This window comes from Ruegeria sp. AB7 (assembly GCF_056542625.1).
Genome location: NZ_JBQGAC010000003.1, coordinates 174961 through 189690, shown reverse-complemented (window position 1 = coordinate 189690; position 14730 = coordinate 174961). Strand labels below are relative to the sequence as shown.

Here is a 14730-nt window from a genome sequence, read left to right as displayed (position 1 = left end):
TTCATGGCGCGCGATTTTTATACCCTAGTCTGTCAGAGTACCCAGTTCCGGTGTCTCACCTGTGGCCATTTCATCAGGCCAGTTGGTGCGCCAGATTTCCGCCGACCAGTGTCCGCAATGTACCTTCGGGCGATCAAAGCCGGACAGGGCAGGCAGCAGTGGCGCAACCACCACATCGTGGCGCGGAACGGCGAAATAAGGGAAGGAATAGCGTTCACGCCCGGATCGATTAACCACGCGATGCGGGGTCGATTTCAACTGCCCGCCCGACCACAGTTCCAGCATGTCGCCGATATTGACCACGAAGCCGCCGGGCGGGCAGTCCGGTGTGATCCAGCCGCCGGTGCGGGTCTGCACCTCAAGCCCTCCGACCGGATCGGGAGCGATTATTGTCAGCGCGTCGGTGTCCTTATGCGGATGAATTCCATAGCCACGCTCATCCGGGGATTGTGGCGGATAGTGTAGCAGGGTCATGTTGGTCATCGGGTCGCGGAAGGCGTCGCGTAGTGTGTTGGGCGGGATTTTTAACCCCACTTCCAATGCACCCAGCAAAAGATCTGTCACGCCATCAAGCTGTAGCCAGTAATCCAGTATTACCGCGCGGGCCTGGGGCACTTCTCGGGGCCAGATATTCGGGCCGTAAAGTGCGCATTCAACCCGGATCGGCGCATCTTCGGCTGCTTCGAAATGCAGCTTGTACCCTTCGTACTTATCCGCCGCGCCCGAGCCGTCATTGGGCGTGAAGAACCCCATCGGAATGTACCCACGATAGTTTTCGCGGGTGATGGCCTGATCCCATTTTCGGGCCTCGTCGATATCAAAGATCGCACTGACACAATCGCGCACCTGCTCAATTTGCTCGGGTGCGATGCCTGTCCCTGTGATCGACAGAAACCCGATACTGGTGCAGGCATCCATGATCTGCGCGACCGTTGACTGATACTGTGGACCAGAAGGATCGGCCAGCGGGCTGATATCTATGGTTGGAATATGCTCCATCAGTTAATTCTCACGCCTTGCCGTTCCAGTTCCTGATGCACTGGGGCAAGGTTCATGCTGTCGAGCTCCTGATTGCTTTTCAGCGACAAGGCCGCCGCAATCCCCGCACCTTGCCCCATGACCGCGCAGCAGGACATGTTGCGCGTTGCGGCATGGGCGACCCGATCCGCACCATGAGACCGGCCCGCTACCAGCAGGCCCTTGATCCCTTTGGGCAACATCGAGCGATAGGGGATCTGCATATACCGCCCGGTAGTGGGCAGGATCAGTATGCCGTAACCATCAATGAATTCTGGGTAGATGCCGATAGAGTCTTCGAACCGGCCCTGATGGCGGGCATCGGTTTCGGTCATGTTGTAGACTGCATCGATCTTGCGCGTATCTCGAATACCGATAGTCATGCCGAAATTGCGCAAACGTGCGTTTTCGCAGCCCGGCATGAAGCGACGGAGGGCATCAATGGCGAGCATCGCCTGACGGCGGCCTTCGATCTCGCCAAATGTCAGGCTGTCGGGGTCGGTCCCGTCAATCTGATCCATATGAATCAGGTTCATATAAGTCAGCTCTCCGGTATCGTGCATCGCTCCCCACGTGCCTGCAATCGTGTTCAGATGCGCCGGGATCAGGCCCTCATCAATCGCCTGCTGGAAGGGTTTCTTGACGAAGGGTGAGAACATGTCGTCCTCTTTGCCAGAGGTCTCGATATTCCATTCGCCACCGCCGCCCCAGTCCTTGTAGGTCTGCGGATCGGCTTTGATGCCTTCCATAAACGCCCGTTTGTCGACACCGGCCAGATGGAACATGACCGAGGCTGCCATCATGTCCTCACGCGGCGTCTTGTGCGTCGGGGCGCCCGCGCGATGCGCTACATCTGCATCCCCTGTGGCGTCGATGACAACCTTGGCCAAGATCGCCTCACGCCCCGCTTTGGATTCGGTAATCACCCCAGTGATGCGATCCCCTTCCATGATTGGGGCAACGAATTGACGGTGCAGCATCGGGTGAACGCCGGCCTCTTCGACCAGCTTGTCGGCCACCAGCTTGAAACCCTCGCTGTCCAGTTCGTAGCTGAGCGATTGGCTTTCAGGCACTGCTGCACCCATCTCTTTGGCGCGGGTTTCGAATTCCATGCCGATGCCTCCGGCCTCGACAGTTTGTTCGTGGCGATACCAGGCAAAGCCTTCGACACCGACTGCCGTAATATTCCCACCCATGCAACCGAATCTGTCCATCAAGGAAACTTCGGCCCCAGCGCGTGCGGCAGCCAGCGCTGCTGACAATCCAGCGGGACCCGAGCCGACAACCAATACGTCGGTCTGGTGAACAACGGGGATCTGGCGGGCGGGTTCGGTGATTGTTTGCATTGCTGCCTCGCGGTTGAACGTTTGCGCCAACATTGAAAACCCCGGCGTTGCGGTCAATCAAAAAACCGACTGCGCATGGGTCGCAAAACACCGATGTGCGATTGCCCCCGGCTAGGCTTTGGAATAATCACCTTGCAGCGAAATTCTCACCCGTAAGGTTACGTTATGCGCCTCAGCCGTTACTTTCTGCCCGTTCTCAAGGAAAACCCCTCGGAGGCTCAGATCGTCAGCCACCGGCTGATGCTGCGTGCCGGGATGATCAAACAGGCCGCCGCCGGGATCTATTCCTGGTTGCCATTGGGCTTCAAAGTTCTGCGCAAGCTGGAGAACATTGTGCATGAAGAGCAGGCGCGGGCTGGGCACATCGCGATCCAGATGCCGATTCTGCAATCAGCCGACCTGTGGCGCGAATCCGGTCGTTATGACGACTATGGCCAGGAAATGCTGCGCATGCAGGACCGCCACGGTCGCGATATGCTGTACACGCCAACCGCCGAGGAACTGGTGACCGACATCTTCCGCGGCCACGTGAGCAGCTACAAAGACCTTCCGCTGACGCTCTATCAGATTCAGTGGAAGTTCCGCGATGAAATCCGCCCACGTTTCGGCGTGATGCGGGGGCGCGAGTTCTACATGAAGGACGGATACAATTTCGATCTGACCAAAGAAGACGCGCTGCACGCCTATAACCGCCACTTGGTCAGCTATCTGCGTACTTATGAGCGGATGGGTCTGCAAGCCATCCCGATGCGCGCTGATTCTGGACCTATCGGCGGTGACTACACGCATGAGTTCCTCGTACTGGCCGATACTGGCGAATCCGAGGTCTTTTATGACAGCGCGGTCACCGATCTGACCTTCGGCGATCGTGAGATCGACTATGATAACCGCGAACAGTGTCAGGCGATCCTCGAAGAGTTCACTTCTAAATACGCCCGCACGGACGAAACCCACGACGAAGCCCTGTTTGACCAAATCCCCGAAAATCGCCGCCGCGTGGCGCGTGGTATCGAAGTGGGGCAGATCTTTTATTTTGGCACCCAGTATTCCGAAGCTCTTGGAGCGACTGTGCAAGGCCCCGATGGCAAGCCGGTTCCGGTGCATATGGGCAGCCACGGCATCGGCGTTAGCCGCCTGATCGGTGCGATCATCGAAGCCAGCCATGACGATAAGGGCATCATTTGGCCCGAAGGCGTGACTCCATTCCATTGCGGCATTGTGAACTTGAAGCAAGGTGATGAAGAGGCGGACGCGGCGTGCGATAAAATCTACAGCGCGTTGACTGCGCTGGGGCTTGAGCCGCTTTATGATGATCGGAATGAACGGGCAGGGGGCAAGTTTGCCACCATGGACCTGATCGGTCTGCCGTGGCGCATCACAGTGGGCCCGCGTGGTCTGAAGAACGGTGTGGTCGAACTCACCAGCCGCCGTACCGGCGAAAGTGAGGAACTCAGCCCCGAAGAGGCCGTCACCAAGATCGCAGAAATCTATGAGGGCATCGCCTGAACAAGGCGGTGCAACCTTCGGCGGTTTAGCTCAGGAAGCTGAGGTCGGACGTGCGGTCAGGAAATCGCCGTCCGCTTCGCTGCCGCGTGCGACCACGATCGGGCGACCAAAGCGGCGTACAAGTTCCGCCAGTTCGAAGCCCAGAAACCGCAATCCACAGACGCGTTCGTCAGTGGTGCGATCCGTGATACACAGCCGCCCCTGCCGGAAAGCAAGGCGATAGCCTTTGTCCCGCAGTATGTCGGCCAACCCGGCCCAGCTTGCTGCGCTTGTGAAAACTGGCCTGATCGCTGCCCGCAACAATGCGGCGCTTTCGCAATCCAGTTCTGTTGCTGCTGAACGGGCAGTAATCGGGCCCGTACCTTCCATATGTTCTTGAATACCCATGAGCGTGCCTCCGCCCTTAAACTCTTAAAATGTGTCCCCCACACAAATAGGGTGACAAAGTTTCTCACACTAATCAATTTGTGAAACAATATTTCGCACCTGAATGTTGCGATTGTGACTCAGTCGGGTGCTGATATCTCACATTGACTTCATAACTGAAACAATAAGCCCTTGTCTGTGAAGGGGTTCACAACCATTGGTATAATTTGCGGCCAGTGATTTCTCGCGCTGCCGCTGATGAGTTGGCGCTTGGGGCAAATGATTCGTTTCAAACTGTTCTTTTCGCCCCTTTATCGGGCGCAGTAACGCCGAACCGGTGTCCGCACGATAACTGGCTTGACCATCCGGCGAAATGTCGAAAGGGTCGCGAAAAATCTGAACCCGAGGCAGGAATGGCCAAATCTCCCCCGCCCTTTGCCCCTTTCGAATGGAAAATCGCCTGGCGATACCTCCGTGCCCGTAGGGCCGAAGGGGGCGTTAGCGTGATGACCTGGATCTCGCTGATCGGGATTACGCTCGCTGTGTTCGCTTTGATCGCGACGCTGGCTGTTCGGTCCGGATTCCGGTCAGAATTCGTGGGCACTATTCTTGGGGCCAACGCACATGTCACGGTTTATTCCGCCGGAGAAATCGATGCGCAGGGGCGGCTAGACCGTACCATCACGGATTTCGATGGAATGGCCGAGCGGATCGCGCAGGTGCCGGGGGTCGAACGGGCAGCACCGCTTGTCAAAGGTCAGGTGCTGATCACCAACGCGGACCGCAGTTCAGGCGTGCAGGTCTTTGGCATTCGTCCCGACGATCTGGCCGAGTTGCCAGGTATTGCAGAAAGCGAAGAGGCCTATGGTGACCTGTCCCGGTTCCCGGACGGCATCGCCATCGGCTCGGGCGTGGCGCGGGCCATCGGGGCGACGGTGGGGGATCGGGTCAAACTGACCTCGCCCAACGGTGTAAAAACCGCATTTGGCACATCTCCCCGCGTGAACGCTTATGAGGTGGTCTATGTCTTTTCTGCCGGGCGCTATGACATCGACCGAACGCGCGTCTACATGCCGTTTGCCGAGGCGCAAAGCTTCTTCAACCGTGAAGGCGTGGCGGACGAGATCGAAGTGATGGTTGAGCGCCCCGAAGAGTTGACCCCGATCCTGATTCCGATCCTTGAGGCCGCAGGTGAGCGCAGCCAGATCTGGACTTGGCAGGATGCCTCTGGAGGATTCCTGCGGGCGCTGGAGGTCGAAGACAATGTGATGTTCATCATCCTGTCGATCCTCGTGCTGATTGCAGCAATGAACATCGTCTCGGGGTTGATCATGCTGGTGAAGAACAAAGGGCGCGACATCGGTATCTTACGCACCATCGGGCTCAGCGAAGGATCAGTGCTGCGGGTGTTCTTCATTTGCGGGGCCTTTACGGGAATCATCGGAACAGCGATGGGCGTCGTACTGGGCTGCCTCTTCGCTATCTATATCGATCCGATTTTTTCCTTCGTGAACTACGTCATGGGTGGCGGCGTCTGGGACCCGTCCATTCGCGGCATCTACGCATTGCCCGCCGAATTGCACCTGTCTGACGTCATGAAAGCGATAGGGCTGTCACTTGGCCTGTCTTTCCTTGTCACCTATTTCCCGGCTCGTCGCGCAGCGCGGCTGAACCCGGTTGAGGCGCTGCGCTATGAGTGATGTGACTTTAAGGCTCAGCGGTCTGACCAAGACCTATCTGCAAGGCACCCCAGGAGAGGTGCAGGTTCTGCGCGGTGCCGATCTGGAGCTGCGCGCGGGTGAGGCTGTGGCACTGGTTGCACCATCCGGGGCGGGCAAGTCGACCCTACTGCATATCGCAGGCCTGCTGGATACCCCAGATACAGGCGAAGTCGAAGTCGCAGGGCAGGGCGCGACGGGCAAAGGGGATCGCATGCGCACAGCGATCCGTCGGCGCGATGTTGGCTTCGTCTATCAGTTCCACCATCTGTTGCCTGAGTTTACGGCGCTGGAGAACATCGTGTTGCCGCAACTGGCAAACGGTGCTTCCGAGAAAGCAGCGCAAGCCCGTGCGATGCAGTTGCTTGATCGCGTTGGCGTCGCTCCGCGCGCAGATCACCGGCCAGCAGCCTTGTCGGGCGGAGAGCAACAGCGCGTGGCCTTCTGCCGGGCGCTCGCAAATCAGCCACGTGTGCTGCTGGCGGATGAACCGACCGGCAATCTGGACCCCGAAACCTCGGATCAGGTGTTTGCGGCCCTTATGGCGCTGGTCCGGGATGAAGGGCTTTCGGCGCTGATCGCGACGCATAACCTTGATCTGGCGGCGCGGATGGACCGGATGTTGCGGCTGGAGGGCGGCGTGCTCAGGCCAGCTGAGTGATTGCGACCCCGATTGCCATCACCGTAATGCCTCCGGCCCGCATTAATGTCAGCGGCGTAACCTGCGCGCCGAACAAGCCAAAATGGTCAATTGCGGCTGTGCTGATCAACTGGCCGAGTAAGACGAAAAACACCGCATTGCCCACGCCAAAATGTGGGGCCACATGGGTGATTGATAGCACATAGAAGGCGATTAATACGCCACCCAGCAGCAGATGTTTGGGGGCTTGGGTGAGTTTGGCAAAGGCATCGGATCCACCGAGTACCAACAGCGCCAGCGCTGAAGCGACAAAGGCGATCGCGAACAGGATGACGGCGGCCGCATTGGGTGAGCCGATCAACTTGCCTAATGCGGCGTTCAGCGCGGCGAGGATGGGAACGCCGATTCCGGCGGCCAGCATGATGGCTGCGTATTGTGTCATTGCCTTTTGTCCCTGCGCCTATTTCGTTGATCTGGATCATTGCGCCAGCGCGACCTCCCGGCAAGTCTCGAATTGCAAGGCAGGAGGGAGAAAAGTGATGATCCGATCAATACTTGGCGCAGGCGCGCTGACTGTACTTACCATGATACCACAGGCCTCTTCAGCTCAGGACGTGGAGACCGGGGCCGAGCTGTATCAGCACTATTGCGCTACCTGTCATGGGCTGGATGCAACAGGGCATGGGCCAATGGCCGGGGTGCTGGTGATCCAGCCAACAAACCTGAGAACGCTGGCCGATGCAAATGGTGTATTTCCGACAGCGCGCGTCGTGGCGCGGATTGACGGGCGCGAACCGTTGGTCAGCCATGGCAGCCCGATGCCGGTTTATGGCCCCTATTTCGAAGGCAACGACACCGCGATCAAAACGCCGGAAGGGCAGCCAATCCTGACCAGCAAGCCAATCGTGGATCTAGTGGCTTACCTGAAGACCCTGCAAGTAAACTAACAAGCTCAGCGACAGATGCCATTAATCTCTGCGCCCGCCCAGGGTATCAGGACGGAGCTTTCACGCCTGTTACCGGGCAATTTCGAGACTTCGAATTGGGCGCTTAGCATATCGTGCAGACGCTTGGTTCGAGGTGCGTCGGGGTCGAGCGCCCGGCAGCAAACATATTCCTCGACGATGGCGCCCTGCTGTTCGTAGCCATAGGCCAGAAAATCGGGCGAAGTATCAAGGTCGAACAGGTAAGGATCGTCCTTCCGGCCATGCTCTGCCGCAGCGCGGAACGGGTGATAACCAGTTGTCTTGCGATTTTGCCACTGCCAGACATGGGTTAATTCATGCGCAAGCAACATTGCCCCGATCAGGTTCACCTGATCGGGGTACTGGCTCATGTAGTCGTCCAGATACCAGTCCTTCGTGAAGTATACATGGTTGAACAATGCAACGCCCGCGGGTTTGCCGGTCACGGTTTCCTCTTTGACAGGTGGTAAGATCCGTTCGCGGCAGGCAACCCGAGGGCGGGCTTTGCGGGTAAATGTAACCGCTGCGACGGGGGCACCCTCTACCAATCGCACACGATCCAGATTCAATGTGTCTCCGTGGATTTTACTGACAAATGCGCGCTCGTGATCGGTTAGAGGTCGACCACAGGCTACACATAGAAACAGCAATGAAATCAACAGGGGGCGGATCATGGCATTAAGCCTAATGCGGCAGCTCGGCGCTGCAAGTCGTTTTCAAAGGCTCATCGCTAGAACCCGGCTGATTTCCGTCAGCGATCGCCCGGATTGTCCCATCCATGTATTGAACGCGGCCTGCACCGCGGCCATTGCTTTTTTGGAGGTTGCAGGTTTGTCGATAACGCCCTCAGCGATCAGACGAGCTGTTACATCTTGGGACAGAATAAAGCTGTCCCGACCGGCAAATCGCATAGCATACTGCGCCGAAGCACCGCCAAGCCGCGATCCGCGCTTGGCGAGCATCTGTAGCAAGCCGACATAATCCTGTGATGGCCACCCGCCCAGAATTTGCCCGACGCCACCTTCCGCGCGGAGTTCCAGCAGAAACGCGGCATTGTCGCGCACTGTGGCAATCTTAGTTCCGTTGCGGACAATGCGGGTGTCCTGCAGCAGTGCGTCGAATTTCTCGTCATCCATGAATGCGCAGCGTCCAATGTCGAAGCCGTCAAATGCCGTTTCGAATCCGTCCCACTTCGATTCGATCACTTTCCAGTTAAACCCTGCCTGGAACACGGTTTTCGTAATAATCGATAACCAGCGATCATCTGACATCGCCACCAATTCGGCGATTGGTTTAGGCTTGCTTAGCTTGCTTTCCAGTTCGGCGGGGCCGCCGTGGCGATCAGCCGATATCTGGTAGATCTTTTCAAAGTGACGCATCTCCCAGACCCTCCCTTATCCAGATGCTGCCTTATTAAGAAGATTTGACAAGGCAAATCAGATCTTGAGATGAAGCGCGTGTTTTATATTGACTAGTCAATCAATATCTTTGACGGTTCCGAACTGACGGTGTTAAGTGTGTGTATTGCCGAGTGGAGCAGCAGGGACGGGTCGTGGTTTAACGCTAGATGAAGCGCGTCGGACCCGGAACAACTGTTCCCTTTCCTTTTTCGGCTAAACTTGTGCATGTTGCGAAATGTGCTGTGACCACAAATGATCCTGGGCGGGCTCGATATCGCCATGGGGCAAACGTAAAAAACAGGGAGTTGTTGTTATGAAAAAGCTAAGCGTAAGCTTTTTGGCTATCGCAGTGGCCGGGGCGGCCCATGCCGCAGATATGGGCGCGGTCGATGAACCGATCAAGCTGGCGATCAACGAATGGACCGGTCAACATGTGACCACCCATGTGGCAGGTGAGATGCTGAAGGCCGCCGGTTATAACGTAGAATACGTGACCGCCGGGATGATGAATCAGTTCCAGGCGTTGGCCGATGGGGACATTGACGCGACATTGGAAATCTGGTCGTCCAACGTGTCCGACGAATATGCCAAGAAGATCGACGAAGGCACCGTTGTTGAAATCGGCGATCTGGGGCTTGATGCCAAGGAAGGCATTGCCTACCCGGCACATGTGGCGGAGCTGTGCCCGGGCCTGCCTGCGTGGGAAGCGTTGAAAGAGTGTGCGCAAGTTTTTGCTACGGCTGAAACTCTGCCCGGTGGCCGTCTGGTCGATTACCCAGCGGATTGGGGTACGCCCGGCGCGGATCGTATGACCGGTCTTGAATTGCCGTTCAAAGCGGTCCCCGCGGGTTCCGAGGGCGCTTTGATCGCCGAATTGCGCGCCTCGACCGAGCGCAAGTCGCCGTTGCTGATCACCTTCTGGCAGCCACATTGGGCGATGTCGGCATATGACGTACAGTTTGTCGAACTGCCTGCAGGCGAAGAGGCGTGCTTTAACGATCCGTCTTGGGGCCCGAACCCCAACGCAGTGAATGATTGCGATTTCTCGCCGTCACGTATCTTCAAGGCCGGTTGGAGCGGCATGGCAGACAAGTGGCCCGCTGCCTATGAAATCCTGACTAACTATCAGCTTTCGGTCGAAGACCAGCAGCCAATGATGGGGGCGATCGACGTAGATGGTGGCGCGGTCGAAGAAGTCGTCGCGGCATGGATGGCCGAGAATGAAGACAAATGGCGCCCCGTCGTTGACGCGGCAACGCAGTGAGTCCGCTTAAGTGACTGAAGCGAATACGCCAGCCATCGCCTGCCAGAATCTCTGGCAGGTGTTTGGCCAAGGTGCCGACAAAGCTCTGACCGACGCGCTGTCTCGGTCAGGGAGTGACGCTGACAAAGCCGCCGCCGATTTGCGCGAACAGGGGTTTATCCCCGCTGTTCAGGATGCCAATTTCGAGGTCAAAGAAGGCGAGCTTTTTGTCATCATGGGCCTGTCCGGCTCGGGCAAATCGACGCTGATTCGTTGCATTTCGCAACTTCTGCCCGGTACGGGCGGCGAGATCCGTGTGGATGGCGAGAATGTCATCGGTGCATCGAAGAAAACCCTGACTGAACTAAGGCGCAAGAAGCTGGGCATGGTTTTCCAGCATTTTGGCCTGTTCCCTCATATGACCGTGGCTGAAAACGTGGCTTATCCGCTACGTGTGCAAGGCGTCGGCAAAAAGGAACGTTTGGCGCGTGCGCAGGAAGTAATCTCGCTGGTCGGCTTGGAAGGCCGCGAAGATAGCTTTCCCCGGCAGCTTTCGGGTGGTCAACGCCAACGCGTGGGGATCGCGCGCAGCCTTGCGGTGAATCCCGATATCTGGTTTCTGGACGAGCCGTTCTCGGCCCTTGATCCTTTGATCCGCCGCCAGCTGCAGGATGAATTCCTACGCATCCAGGCGACGTTGAAAAAATCCATTGTCTTTATCACTCACGACATTCAAGAGGCGCTGAAACTGGCCGACCGCATCGCCATTATGCGCGACGGCAAGATCGTTCAGATCGGCACGCCGACGGATATCGTGCTGCGTCCGGTAGACGACTACGTGCGCGAATTTTCTAAGGACGTGGCCAAAGGCCAGCATGCTAAGGTTGCTTCGGTCATGCGTGATGATGCTGAGCGTGGGCCGGATGATCCGGGCCTGACCACATCCATGACGCTCGACGCGGCGCTCGCACATTGCATGGAGCTGTATGAACCCGTGCCCGTCCGCGATGCAGACGGCAATATTGTAGGTACGGTTCATCCGTCCGATCTCGCCGCAGCTTTGCAGGTGGATGAAGCATGACCGCTGTGACGGATATCCCCGCGCGGCAGGCCCGCCTGACGGCTGGGACGCAGGCCGCGCTGATTACCCTTGTCGTTGGCGCGGTTTGCCTTGCGCTGGAAGGCGTCGCCCCATGGCTGGTCACATGGCCCAAAGAATGGGAACTGCCTGCAACGCAATGGGTTGGTGCGTTTCTCGACTGGTTTCTGAATGGCATTAAACCGGCGATGCGGTTGTTTTCGGACCTGATGACTTATCCGATGAATGCTGCAAACTACGTGCTTGGCAGCACGCCCTGGCCGATCTTGATTGGGGTCGTCACTGCGCTGGGTTGGTATCTGGGCGGTCTGCCGATGGCGGCGCTGGGGTTCTTTGGCCTCAGCTTCGTTCTGGCTTCAGGCTATTGGGCCGAGAGCATGAATACGCTGGCCCTTGTCGCCGTATCTGTCCCCGTGGCGCTGATTATGGGCGGGGCTATCGGTATTCTTGCCAATGAAGTGCCACGTGTGAAGGCCTTTGTTCAGGCAGTACTGGACATCATGCAAACGGTGCCGACCTTTGCCTATCTGACGCCGCTGCTGCTTCTGTTTGGCTTCGGTCCGGTGGTCGGCCTGATCGCTTCGGCCATCTACGCCGCGCCACCTATGGCTCGCAACGTTATGCTGGGGCTGGAACGGGTAGAGCCCGAAATCAAAGAAGCTGCGATCATGTCCGGCGGGACGCGCTGGCAGCAACTCTTTCAGGTCGAAATTCCTGCTGCCACGACTCAGATCATGGTTGGTGTGAACCAATGCCTGATGGCCGCCCTGTCGATGGTGATCATCGCCGCGGTCATCGGCGGCTTCAACGACATCGGCTGGGAAGTCCTTTTGACCATGCGCAAGGCGCAGTTCGGTGAATCCCTCATGGCCGGTCTGGTCATCGTTGTCTTCGCAGTGATCATCGACAGGATGAGCGGCACTTTGGCGACCGAGCGCAAGCGTTATGACAGCCGCGTTGTCTGGGCGATGCTGGGCTTTGCAGTGCTATTTACCGCTGCCTTCTGGTCCCGGTTGCCGAACCCGTCTGACCTTACAGTTCTGGACCCGATGGCCGAGGCGATTGACACCGGCCTGACCGCATTTACGCAGGCTAACGGGCCTTGGCTGGACGCACTCAAGAACAATTCTCTGTTCTATGTGTTGTTGCCCTTGCGGATCGGTCTGGACCAGGCTGTACTACCGTTCACCTGGGGGTTCCAGTGGACCCCGAGCATGAGCTGGGGTCTGTTCGCCGCTGGTGCGGCTATCGCTCTGCTGATGGCATGGCGCGGGCATCTGACCGGTGGACTGATCGTTCTTATCCTGATCGGAATGCTGGAAACCGGCATATCAAACCTGCCTTGGCCGTTTGTCCTGACGGGCGCGGCTGCGCTGGGTTGGGTCGCGGGTGGCTGGCGTCTTGCGGCGCTGTCGGTTGGGCTGCTGTGTACCATCCTCGTTTCAGGCCTGTGGGAGCGGGCACTCCTGTCGCTCTACCTCAGCGGTGCCGCAGTGTTTTCCTGCGCAGTGGTCGGAGGGCTGATCGGTCTTGCCAGCGCAGTTTGGGGGCCGGTCTGGAAAGTGGTTCGCCCGATCTGTGATATGCTGCAGACGATCCCACTGTTTGTGTTCCTGATCCCGGTTCTGATGGTGTTTCAGATCGGTGAGTTCTCGGCCTTCCTGGCGATCTGTGCCTACGCGATCGTCCCGATGATCCGCTACACGCGACACGGGCTGGTCAACACACCCGAGGAAATGATGGAAGCCGCAATCTCCAGCGGCGCGACCGAATGGCAGATCATGCGCGACGTCCGCGCGCCCTATGCCGCACCGACCATCCTACTGGGGCTGAACCAGACCATCCTCTATGCCTTCGCCATGCTGGTGATTGCGGCACTGATCGGGACAACCGGTCTGGGCCAGTCGATCTATCTGGCGCTGGGGCAGGCGGATGTGGGGCTTGGCATCTCGGCCGGTGCCGCCATGGCGATTTTAGCACTGATCGCTGATCGTATGGTGCAGGGTTTTGCCGAGGAACGCCGCAAGGCGCTGGGCCTGTAAGACAGGGCAGGGGCGGGTAACCGCCCCTTTGCCCTCACTTGATTTCGGACAAAGACCAGCGCGCTGTCACGGCCTAAACCGGGAGCAACACGTTCGGAGATTACGATGACTGGTTGGGGCCTCTTCCTCGCAGCACTTGCCACATTCCTTCTTAGCCACATGATTCCAGCACGCCCCGCAGTGCGCGGCTGGCTGATCGGTACGATGGGAAAGCGCGCATATTTCGCCAGCTATTCAATGATTTCGCTAGCAGTTTTGGCCTGGTTGATCATCGCCGCCGCAAATGCACCCTATGTCGAAGTGATCCCGCCGCTTCCAATCTTTCGCTGGGTGCCTTTGCTGGTCATGCCTATAGTCTGCTGGTTGGCCATTGCGGGCCTGTCGATCCGGAACCCGTTCTCATTCGGAGGGCTGGGGCACCGTCCGTTCGATCCCGAAAACCCTGGAATCCTGCGCACGACGCGTCATCCGATACTTGCGGCGTTGATGCTATGGGCTTTGGCACATCTGTTGGCCAATGGAAGCCTGTCGCATGTCATCTTGTTCGGCTTGTTTGCTGGCTTTGCGGTGATGGGCATGGCGCTCATTGATCACCGCACCGCGCGCAATTTGGGGACGCAGTGGGTACGCCTTTCCCGCAATACGGCGCGCCTGTCACTCAGCGCGCCCCGCCCTTGGCCCAGCCTTTGGGTCTGGTTGACTGCTTTGGCTTCTTACGCGGTTCTCCTCCACCTGCACGCATCGGTGATCGGGCTTTCTCCACTGCCTTGATGGATGAAGGTGGTCGGACAAGCCGACGCGTGCTATCTGAAACGTCACCAATTGAACTTTGAGGTCCAAAAAATGCATCTGGCCTATGTTACGACAACCGATCGCGGCGCAACCGATCGCCTGCTTAGCGAATTTGCGGATGGTCTTGTGCAGGCCGGAACACCGATTGCCGGGGTTGTGCAGACCAACACCGAATGTGCCGACGGATATAAATGCGATATGGATCTGAAAGTCTTGCCGACCGGGGAAACCATTCGCATCTCACAATCCCTTGGCAAGAACGCTCGGGGTTGCCGTCTGGATCCGGCTGAATTGGAACGGGCCGTCGGCCTCGTGACGCGGTCGCTTGAGGATAGCCCTCAATTGCTGATCATCAACAAGTTCGGAAAGCACGAGGCGGACGGGCGGGGCTTTCGCCCGATTATCGCCGACGCTCTTGAACGTGAAATTCCCGTCTTGGTGGGCGTCAATAAATTGAACATTGAAAAGTTTCAGGAATTCGCCGGCGGCATAGCCGAGGCGCTTGGCCCCGATGTCAGCAGCCTGACTGAGTGGTTTGACAAAATATCCCAAACCGACGTGCAACACGCCGCGGCATCTGGCAACTAAAGCCCGCG

The 14730-nt window shown here is 57.9% G+C and carries 15 protein-coding genes; 9 read left to right on the top strand and 6 right to left on the bottom strand.

All coding sequences use genetic code 11. The features are described from left to right. Positions 1–24: 24 nt before the first annotated feature. Together ACR0EN_RS10805 and ACR0EN_RS10800 are read right to left on the bottom strand one after the other, a co-directional pair. On the bottom strand, positions 25–999 hold the full coding sequence (locus ACR0EN_RS10805) for an isopenicillin N synthase family dioxygenase (protein WP_480586706.1): 975 nt from the start codon (positions 997–999) through the stop codon (positions 25–27). Further along, positions 999–2396 (bottom strand): FAD-dependent oxidoreductase, encoded by a 1398-nt coding sequence (locus tag ACR0EN_RS10800; protein ID WP_480586703.1) that lies wholly within the window; start codon positions 2394–2396, stop codon positions 999–1001. The genes ACR0EN_RS10805 and ACR0EN_RS10800 overlap by 1 nt, the downstream gene beginning before the upstream one ends. Before the next feature lie 132 nt (positions 2397–2528). On the opposite strand from ACR0EN_RS10800, the gene proS reads away from it, so the two are divergent. Then, positions 2529–3869 (top strand): proline--tRNA ligase, encoded by a 1341-nt coding sequence (proS, locus tag ACR0EN_RS10795; RefSeq protein WP_480586700.1) that lies wholly within the window; start codon positions 2529–2531, stop codon positions 3867–3869. A 30-nt stretch (positions 3870–3899) separates the two neighbouring features. On the opposite strand, the gene ACR0EN_RS10790 is transcribed toward proS, so the two are convergent. Further along, a complete protein-coding gene (locus tag ACR0EN_RS10790) occupies positions 3900–4256 on the bottom strand; it encodes a hypothetical protein (RefSeq protein ID WP_170563856.1) in 357 nt (118 codons plus the stop codon). Between the two features lie 392 nt (positions 4257–4648). On the opposite strand from ACR0EN_RS10790, the gene ACR0EN_RS10785 reads away from it, so the two are divergent. Together ACR0EN_RS10785 and ACR0EN_RS10780 are read left to right on the top strand one after the other, a co-directional pair. Next, on the top strand, positions 4649–5935 hold the full coding sequence (locus ACR0EN_RS10785) for a lipoprotein-releasing ABC transporter permease subunit (RefSeq protein ID WP_170512314.1): 1287 nt from the start codon (positions 4649–4651) through the stop codon (positions 5933–5935). Beyond that, positions 5928–6614 (top strand): ABC transporter ATP-binding protein, encoded by a 687-nt coding sequence (locus tag ACR0EN_RS10780; RefSeq protein WP_480586696.1) that lies wholly within the window; start codon positions 5928–5930, stop codon positions 6612–6614. The genes ACR0EN_RS10785 and ACR0EN_RS10780 overlap by 8 nt, the downstream gene beginning before the upstream one ends. Here the strand turns inward: ACR0EN_RS10780 and ACR0EN_RS10775 are convergent. Continuing rightward, on the bottom strand, positions 6598–7035 hold the full coding sequence (locus tag ACR0EN_RS10775) for a DMT family transporter (RefSeq protein ID WP_170401478.1): 438 nt from the start codon (positions 7033–7035) through the stop codon (positions 6598–6600). The two genes, ACR0EN_RS10780 and ACR0EN_RS10775, sit on opposite strands and share 17 nt — an antisense overlap. A 97-nt stretch (positions 7036–7132) precedes the next feature. On the opposite strand from ACR0EN_RS10775, the gene ACR0EN_RS10770 reads away from it, so the two are divergent. Continuing rightward, positions 7133–7540, top strand: coding sequence for a c-type cytochrome (locus ACR0EN_RS10770; protein ID WP_170392112.1), 408 nt, complete (start codon positions 7133–7135; stop codon positions 7538–7540). 5 nt (positions 7541–7545) lie between these two features. Here the strand turns inward: ACR0EN_RS10770 and ACR0EN_RS10765 are convergent, their stop codons facing one another. Together ACR0EN_RS10765 and ACR0EN_RS10760 are read right to left on the bottom strand one after the other, a co-directional pair. Then, positions 7546–8232 (bottom strand): hypothetical protein, encoded by a 687-nt coding sequence (locus ACR0EN_RS10765; RefSeq protein ID WP_170392110.1) that lies wholly within the window; start codon positions 8230–8232, stop codon positions 7546–7548. A gap of 42 nt (positions 8233–8274) precedes the next feature. Then, positions 8275–8937, bottom strand: a complete 663-nt coding sequence (locus ACR0EN_RS10760; protein ID WP_170512305.1) for a DNA-3-methyladenine glycosylase I — start codon at positions 8935–8937, stop codon at positions 8275–8277. A gap of 334 nt (positions 8938–9271) precedes the next feature. Here ACR0EN_RS10760 and ACR0EN_RS10755 point away from each other — a divergent pair, with 334 nt between their 5' ends. From ACR0EN_RS10755 to ACR0EN_RS10735, 5 genes are all read left to right on the top strand, one after another. After that, entirely contained in the window at positions 9272–10222 is a 951-nt protein-coding gene (locus ACR0EN_RS10755; RefSeq protein WP_170392106.1) for an ABC transporter substrate-binding protein, read from the top strand. Between the two features lie 10 nt (positions 10223–10232). After that, positions 10233–11282, top strand: a complete 1050-nt coding sequence (locus ACR0EN_RS10750; protein WP_170392104.1) for a betaine/proline/choline family ABC transporter ATP-binding protein — start codon at positions 10233–10235, stop codon at positions 11280–11282. Continuing rightward, a complete protein-coding gene (locus ACR0EN_RS10745) occupies positions 11279–13342 on the top strand; it encodes an ABC transporter permease subunit (protein ID WP_170818767.1) in 2064 nt (687 codons plus the stop codon). Before ACR0EN_RS10750 ends, ACR0EN_RS10745 begins: the two co-directional genes overlap by 4 nt. A 105-nt stretch (positions 13343–13447) precedes the next feature. After that, on the top strand, positions 13448–14113 hold the full coding sequence (locus tag ACR0EN_RS10740; RefSeq protein ID WP_170563835.1) for an NnrU family protein: 666 nt from the start codon (positions 13448–13450) through the stop codon (positions 14111–14113). Positions 14114–14185: 72 nt separating this feature from the next. Then, positions 14186–14722, top strand: coding sequence for a DUF2478 domain-containing protein (locus ACR0EN_RS10735; protein ID WP_170422398.1), 537 nt, complete (start codon positions 14186–14188; stop codon positions 14720–14722). The last annotated feature ends 8 nt before the right edge of the window (positions 14723–14730 follow it).

What these genes read in the sequence shown, in the direction of transcription:
- ACR0EN_RS10805 (WP_480586706.1), bottom strand. Translation starts at nt 999, where the DNA reads ATGGAGCATATTCCAACCATAGATATCAGCCCGCTGGCCGATCCTTCT.
- ACR0EN_RS10800 (WP_480586703.1), bottom strand. Translation starts at nt 2,396, where the DNA reads ATGTTGGCGCAAACGTTCAACCGCGAGGCAGCAATGCAAACAATCACC.
- proS (WP_480586700.1), top strand. Translation starts at nt 2,529, where the DNA reads ATGCGCCTCAGCCGTTACTTTCTGCCCGTTCTCAAGGAAAACCCCTCG.
- ACR0EN_RS10790 (WP_170563856.1), bottom strand. Translation starts at nt 4,256, where the DNA reads ATGGGTATTCAAGAACATATGGAAGGTACGGGCCCGATTACTGCCCGT.
- ACR0EN_RS10785 (WP_170512314.1), top strand. Translation starts at nt 4,649, where the DNA reads ATGGCCAAATCTCCCCCGCCCTTTGCCCCTTTCGAATGGAAAATCGCC.
- ACR0EN_RS10780 (WP_480586696.1), top strand. Translation starts at nt 5,928, where the DNA reads ATGAGTGATGTGACTTTAAGGCTCAGCGGTCTGACCAAGACCTATCTG.
- ACR0EN_RS10775 (WP_170401478.1), bottom strand. Translation starts at nt 7,035, where the DNA reads ATGACACAATACGCAGCCATCATGCTGGCCGCCGGAATCGGCGTTCCC.
- ACR0EN_RS10770 (WP_170392112.1), top strand. Translation starts at nt 7,133, where the DNA reads ATGATCCGATCAATACTTGGCGCAGGCGCGCTGACTGTACTTACCATG.
- ACR0EN_RS10765 (WP_170392110.1), bottom strand. Translation starts at nt 8,232, where the DNA reads ATGATCCGCCCCCTGTTGATTTCATTGCTGTTTCTATGTGTAGCCTGT.
- ACR0EN_RS10760 (WP_170512305.1), bottom strand. Translation starts at nt 8,937, where the DNA reads ATGCGTCACTTTGAAAAGATCTACCAGATATCGGCTGATCGCCACGGC.
- ACR0EN_RS10755 (WP_170392106.1), top strand. Translation starts at nt 9,272, where the DNA reads ATGAAAAAGCTAAGCGTAAGCTTTTTGGCTATCGCAGTGGCCGGGGCG.
- ACR0EN_RS10745 (WP_170818767.1), top strand. Translation starts at nt 11,279, where the DNA reads ATGACCGCTGTGACGGATATCCCCGCGCGGCAGGCCCGCCTGACGGCT.
- ACR0EN_RS10740 (WP_170563835.1), top strand. Translation starts at nt 13,448, where the DNA reads ATGACTGGTTGGGGCCTCTTCCTCGCAGCACTTGCCACATTCCTTCTT.
- ACR0EN_RS10735 (WP_170422398.1), top strand. Translation starts at nt 14,186, where the DNA reads ATGCATCTGGCCTATGTTACGACAACCGATCGCGGCGCAACCGATCGC.